This window comes from Actinoplanes sp. NPDC048791 (assembly GCF_040650095.1).
Classification (GTDB): domain Bacteria; phylum Actinomycetota; class Actinomycetes; order Mycobacteriales; family Micromonosporaceae; genus Actinoplanes.
In genome coordinates this window covers 1-6,305 of sequence record NZ_JBEZGQ010000478.1, presented here as the reverse complement: position 1 = coordinate 6,305, position 6,305 = coordinate 1, and the positions used below count along the sequence as shown (strand labels likewise).

The window sequence follows — 6,305 nt, the reverse complement described above, 5'->3', positions numbered from 1 at the left end:
CTCGTCGCGGGCCAGGCCGCTGCCGGGCCGTCCCGCGGGCGGCGGGCTGACCGAGTCGTCGCGGGGCCGTTCCGCCTCCTCGCGGGGCCTCATCCGCGCCGTCCGACGAACGAGGCGATCACCGTGGCAGCCATGGCCAGCGCGGCCAGCCCGGCCCGCTTGTACATGTCCGGCAGGTCGCGGGTGGTGACGATCGGGTCCGGGGGCAGGCCGTACACCTCGGGCTCGTCGAGCAGCAGGAAGAACGCGCCGTCGCCGCCCACGCCGTCGTCCGGGCTCTCGCCGTACAGGCGGGCGGAGTCGACGCCCTGCTCGTGCAGCTTCTCCACGCGGTGCTGGGCGCGGGCCCGCAACTCGTCGAGCTCGCCGTACTGGATGGACTCGGTCGGGCAGGCCTTGGCGCACGCCGGGGTCATGCCGTCACCGATCCGGTCGTAGCACATCGTGCACTTCCAGGCCCGGCCGTCGTCCTTGCGCTGGTCGATCACGCCGTACGGGCAGGCGGGGATGCAGTAGCCGCAACCGTTGCAGATGTCCTCCTGCACCACGACCGTGCCGAACTCGGTGCGGAACAGCGACCCGGTCGGGCAGACGTCCAGGCAGGCGGCGTGCGTGCAGTGCTTGCAGACGTTGGACATCATCAGCCAGCGGAAGTCGCTGCGCGGCGCGTCCATGGTGCGGCCGGGCAGGTCCGAGCCGGGCATGCCGAGGAACTGCGGTCCGTTCGGGGCCGTGATCGTGGCCGCCGCGGCCAGCGCGTCGACCGCGGGCGGGATCCCCGGGTCGGTGCCCTGGTCCTGCCCGCTGCCGGCCGCCACCACGGCGGTGTGCGCGCTCACCGACGGGCCGACCGGCAGGCCGGCGAACGCGCCGGGGGTGTCCGTCGATCCGCCGCGGTCGGCCACCGGCTGCTCGATGAACGCGACGTGGCGCCACGAGTTCGCGGTCAGGCCGCCGGTGTTGTCGTACGACTGCCCGAGCAGGTTGAACCCGTCGTCCGGGATCAGATTCCACTCCTTGCAGGCCACCTCGCACGCCTTGCAGCCGATGCAGACGCTGGTGTCGGTGAAGAAGCCCATCCGCGGCGGCGCGTCGATGTAACCCGCGTCGGGCGCGGGGTCCAGCGGGCCGTAGAGGCTGTTCGGTCCGGCCATTATCCGGGCTCCTCCGGCTCGTTCCTGGTCAGCATGGGGGTGTGGTGGTCCGGCGCGAGCCCGGCCCGCCGACGGTAGCCGACGACGTACTCCAGCAGCTCCGGTCCGGTCGGGCGGCGGCCCGGCTGGATGTCGCAGGTGCCGACCTTGCTCTCCTGGATGAGCACGTTCGGGTCGAGCGTGATGCCGATCAGGTCGTTGGCCGAGTCGCCGGTGACCAGCCCTTCGCCACCCCAGTGGTACGGCAGCCAGAGCTGATGGATGACCCGGCCGTCGACGCGCAACGGGGTGAGCCGGTCGGTGACCATCACCCGCGCCTCGATCGCCGCCCGGGCGGTCACGATGTGCGCCCAGCCCAGGTGCTCCAGCCCGCGTTCCGCGGCCAGCTCCGGGGAGACCTCGACGAACATCTCCGGCTGCAGCTCCGACAGGTACGCGAGCTGCCGGCTCATACCCCCGGCGGTGTGGTGCTCGGTGAGCCGGCTGGTGCTGAAGACGTACGGGAAGACGTCGGAGTGCTGCTCGGGGGCGCTGGGGTTGGTCAGGTTGTCGGCGCGCTCGTACAGCTTGCGGGTCGGGTTGGCCTGCTGCTGGTAGAGCGGGTTGCGCACGATCGACTCGACCGGCTCGTAGTGGGTGGGCATCGGACCGTCGATCAGGCCGCTGGGTGCGTACAGCCAGCCCTTCCCGTCGCCCTGCATGATGAACGCGTCGTCACCCGAGATGGCCTCGACGCCGGTCGCACCCTCCGGTGGCCGGTACGACGGCGGCTTGCTCTTCTCGAAGTCGGGCACGTCGTAGCCGGTCCACTCGCCGGCCTCCTCGTCCCACCAGACGTACTTCTTGCGCTCCGACCACGGCTTGCCGTCCGGGTCGGCGGACGCGCGGTTGTAGAGCGTGCGCCGGTCCGAGGGCCAGGCCCAGCCCCACTCGCGGGCCACCCAGTCCTGCTCCGAGCCGGGCTTGCGGCGGGCTGCCTGGTTGACGCCGTCCTTGAAGACGCCGGAGTAGATCCAGCAGCCGCACGCGGTCGAGCCGTCGGCCTTGAGCGAGGTGAAGTTGGGCACCAGCTCGCCGGTGGCGGTGTCGTAGCCGTTGATCTCCTTGAGCACGTCCTCGCCGCTGGGCTCGTCACCACGCTCGCCGTGCAGCGGGTAATCCCAGGTCAGGTTGAGGATGCCCTGGTCGCGGGGCAGCGTCGAGCCGGCCAGGCGCTCCCGGACCATGCGGCCCAGGTGGTAGAAGAACCACAGCTCGGAGCGGCAGTCGCCCGGCGGGTCGAGAGCCTTCTCGCGCCACTGCAGCATGCGCTGCGTCTGGGTGAAGGTGCCCTCCTTCTCGGCGTGCGAGGCCGCGGGCATGAAGAACACCTCGGTCTTGCACTCGGTGGGCACGATCTCGCCGGTGGCGACCTCGGGGCCGTCCTTCCAGAAGGTGGCGCTCTCGATCATGAACAGGTCGCGGACCACCAGCCAGTCGAGGTTGGCCATGCCCAGGCGCTGGGCCTTGCCGTGCGCGGAACCGACGGCCGGGTTCTGCCCGAGCAGGAAGTACCCCTTGATCTTGCCGTCGATCATGTCGAGGACCTGCTGGTACGTACCGTGGTCGCCGGTCAGTCGGGGCAGCCAGCTGTAACCCCAGTCGTTCTCGGCCGTGGCCGCGTCACCCCAGTACGCCTTGAGCAGGCTGACCGCGTACGACTCCGCGTTGGCCCAGAAGCCCTGCTGCTCGGGGTGCCGGATGGCGTCGACCCACTGCCGGAACGTCTCGTGCTGGGTGAAGTGCGGCATCGGCAGGTAGCCGGGCAGCAGGTTGAACAAGGTCGGGATGTCCGTGGAGCCCTGGATGCTGGCGTGCCCGCGCAGCGCCATCACGCCACCGCCGGGACGGCCCATGTTGCCCAGCAGCAGCTGGATGATCGCGCCGGTGCGGATGTACTGCACGCCGACGCTGTGCTGGGTCCAGCCGACCGAGTAGACCAGGGCGGTCGTGCGCTCGCGGCCCGAGTTGGCCGTCCACGCCTCACAGACCTCCAGGAACTTGTCCTGGGGGACGCCGCAGACCTGCTCCACGACCTCCGGGGTGTAGCGGGCGTAGTGCCGCTTGAGGATCTGGTAGACGCAGCGGGGGTGCTGCAGCGTGGGGTCACGGGGCACGTCGGCGGGCACCGGCGGGCCGTGCGACTCCTGCTCCAGGCCGGAGGCGGTCTCCCGGTCGGTGTGCGACTCGCCCTCGTCCTGCGTGGCTGCCTCGTCGTCCTGCTGACCCTCGTACGCCCAGGACGTCTGGTCGTACGCGTTGGTCTCGGGGTCGTAGCCGGAGAACAGCCCGCCGAGGTCCTCGGTGTCCTGGAAGTCCTCGCTGACGATCATGGACGCGTTGGTGTACGCGACCACGTACTCCCGGAAGTCCTTCTCGTTGCTCAGGATGTAGTTGACGATCCCGCCCAGGAACGCGATGTCCGCGCCGGCCCGCACCGGGACATAGCTGTGCGCCAGCGCGCTGGTACGGGTGAACCGGGGGTCGACGTGAATGATCTTCGCGCCGCGCTTCTTCGCCTCCACCACGTACTGGAAGCCCACCGGGTGGGCCTCCGCCATGTTGGAGCCCTGGATGATGATGCAGTCCGCGTTGGCCAGATCCTGGAGGAATCCGGTGGCCCCGCCACGGCCGAAGCTGGTTCCCAGACCGGGAACGGTGGCGGAGTGTCAAATACGGGCCTGGTTCTCGATCTGGAGTGCGCCCATGGCGGTGAAGAGCTTCTTGATCAGGTAGTTCTCTTCGTTGTCCAGCGTCGCGCCACCGAGGCTGGCGAAGCCGAGCGTGCGGTTGAGCGGGCGGCCCTCGGCGTCGTCGTCCTCCCAGGTCTGCTCGCGCGCGGCGAGCACCCGGTCGGCGATCATGCTCATCGCGGTGTCGAGGTCGAGCTCTTCCCAGTCGGTGCCGTAGGGGCGCCGGTAGAGCACCTTCTGCTGGCGGCGGTCGCTGGTGACCAGGCTCTTGCTGGCCGAGCCCTTGGGGCACAGCCGGCCCTTGGAGATCGGGCTGTCCGGGTCGCCCTCGATCTGGACGACCTGGCCGTCCTTGACGAAGATCCGCTGCCCGCAGCCGACCGCGCAGTACGGGCACACGGACCGGGCCATGGAGTCGGCCGTCTCGGTGCGCGCGGTGAGCGCCTTCGAGCGGTCGGACTGGGCGGCGGCGCCCCGGCCGAGCGGGTCGGTGCCGGTCAGCTGCCGGTAGACCGGCCAGTGCCCGATCCAGGTGCGGACTCCCATGAGATCGACCTTAGACGACCTCCCGGCGCCCCGCACGGCGTGCGACCGGCCATGTCCGTTGTTAGTTTCCCGGCATGACGCCACCCGTCGCCGAGACGTCAGTTCCATCGCCGCGGACCCGTACCGCGGTGGTCGCCGCGATCGTCGCGGCACTGGTCATCGCGGTGGGGACGCTGCTCTGGTCCAAGTGGCTGACTTGGGCGTACCTGCAGGCGGTGTGGAAGGCCCTGGTCGCCGCGTTGCTGATCAGCGCGGCGGTGCACGGGCTGGCCGCCGCTGATCTTCCTCGCGCTCGTGGCGCCCTGGCAGTGGAGCGTCACCCGGCTGGTGGTCGGCGGCCTCGTGGTGGTGGGCGGGGCGGCCCTGGTGGCGCGCTTGACCGACAGGCCGGCCCCGGACGCCGTGGCGACCGCGCTCGGAACTGCTGATACCGAGCCCAGAACGCTCGGAGCACTGCTGCGGGACTACCGCCGGGTGCTGCTACGGCTCGCCGTCACCCTGGTGCCCGAGTACCTCGTCGTCGTGCTGCTCATCGGCGCCTTCCGCGGCTGGCTGTTCCCGCTGGGTGGGGAGGCCGCCGGGCCTGTGGTGCTGGTCGTCCTCGTCCCGGCCGTGCTCGGCACCCTGATGGTGATCCCCACCGGCGGCGAGATCCCGATCCTGCAAGGGCTGGCCCTGGCCGGTCTGTCCCTCGGGCCGATCGGCGCCCTGCTCCTGACGCTGCCCGCCGTGAGCCTGCCGGGCCTGGCCATGGTCATCCGGTCCTTCGGCCCGCGGGTCACCGCCGCCACGACAGGGGTGGTCGTGGCCGGCGGAATGCTCGGCGCGGTCCTGCTGGCGGTGCTCTGACCACGGGCCGCGCTCGGCGCAGGTGCTGCTCAGGGCGCCGAGCCGCTCTCGACCCGGGCGACGAGGGCGGCGGCCACGTCCCGCAGCTTGCGGTTCGAGTCCTGCGAGATCTTGGTGAGCACGGCGAAGGCCTCGTCGGCGCTGCACCGCCGCTCCCCCATGATGATGCCCTTGGCCTGCTCGATCACCGCCCGGCTCTCCATCGCGGCCTGCATGTGCTGGGCCAGGTTGGTCGTGCTGTCGTGCAGGTGGGCGTTGGCCAGGGCGACCGTCGCGTAGCCGGCGAAGCGCTGGGCCAGCTGGATCGTGTCGTCGTCGAACGCACGCTCGCGCAGGCCGTAGATGTTCACCGCGCCGGTGACGCTCTCCAGGATCGGCAGGCCGACCGAGAGCACGCTGCCCACGCCGGCGGCCGCGGCCTTGGGAGCCCAGCCGTCCCAGCGGGTGTCGCTCGCCGTGTCCGGGACGGAGATGGTGACCTTCTCCGAGGCGGCCTGCAGGCAGGGACCCGCGTCGCGTTCGTACTGCCGTTCGTCGAGCTGCAACGCGATCTCGCCGGTGTACGCGGCGGTGTACGGGCGCCCGTCCCGTACCAGGGTGATCGAGACCTCGTCCGCACCCGGCAGGGTGCGCTGCGCGAGCTCGGCGACGCGGGTGAGGACGCCGTGCAGATCTGTCTCGCCGAGCTTGATCCGGCCGAACTCCGCGAACGCGGCCGCCGGGTCGGTGGGTTGCTGAGCCATGTACGTCTGTTTCCCTGCAGCGGGCACGCTGCCGCCCCGGGGAGGCGGCCGTGCGGAGTGGACGGACTACCTGTCCAGGGACGGTGAAACCCTGAACCCGCGCCGCTGCTTGACGCCGGACCGCCCGCACCCTCAGGGGTGCCGGCGGCTGACCAAGATGATAGCCGAGCCTCCCGGCGCCGCGGTGCTGTGTTCAGCCCTCGCGATACACACCGGTGAGGACGAGAACTCGTTCGGTGATGCCTTGCACGCCGCTGAGCCGCAGCTGCCGGCCCAGCGAC

General features: G+C 70.9%; 4 protein-coding genes. 1 reads left to right on the top strand and 3 read right to left on the bottom strand.

The features are described 5' to 3' along the window. Positions 1 to 89: 89 nt before the first annotated feature. Together AB0C29_RS28540 and fdh are read right to left on the bottom strand one after the other, a co-directional pair. Positions 90 to 1,154: a 4Fe-4S dicluster domain-containing protein gene (locus tag AB0C29_RS28540; protein ID WP_360826270.1), complete on the bottom strand. Its 1,065-nt coding sequence runs from the start codon at positions 1,152 to 1,154 to the stop codon at positions 90 to 92. Further along, positions 1,154 to 4,432, bottom strand: coding sequence for a formate dehydrogenase (fdh, locus tag AB0C29_RS28535; RefSeq protein ID WP_360826267.1), 3,279 nt, complete (start codon positions 4,430 to 4,432; stop codon positions 1,154 to 1,156). Before fdh ends, AB0C29_RS28540 begins: the two co-directional genes overlap by 1 nt. A 294-nt stretch (positions 4,433 to 4,726) precedes the next feature. On the opposite strand from fdh, the gene AB0C29_RS28530 reads away from it, so the two are divergent. After that, entirely contained in the window at positions 4,727 to 5,281 is a 555-nt protein-coding gene (locus AB0C29_RS28530) for a hypothetical protein (RefSeq protein ID WP_360826264.1), read from the top strand. A 29-nt stretch (positions 5,282 to 5,310) separates the two neighbouring features. On the opposite strand, the gene AB0C29_RS28525 is transcribed toward AB0C29_RS28530, so the two are convergent. Further along, positions 5,311 to 6,024, bottom strand: coding sequence for a GAF and ANTAR domain-containing protein (locus tag AB0C29_RS28525; protein ID WP_360826261.1), 714 nt, complete (start codon positions 6,022 to 6,024; stop codon positions 5,311 to 5,313). Positions 6,025 to 6,305: the final 281 nt, after the last annotated feature.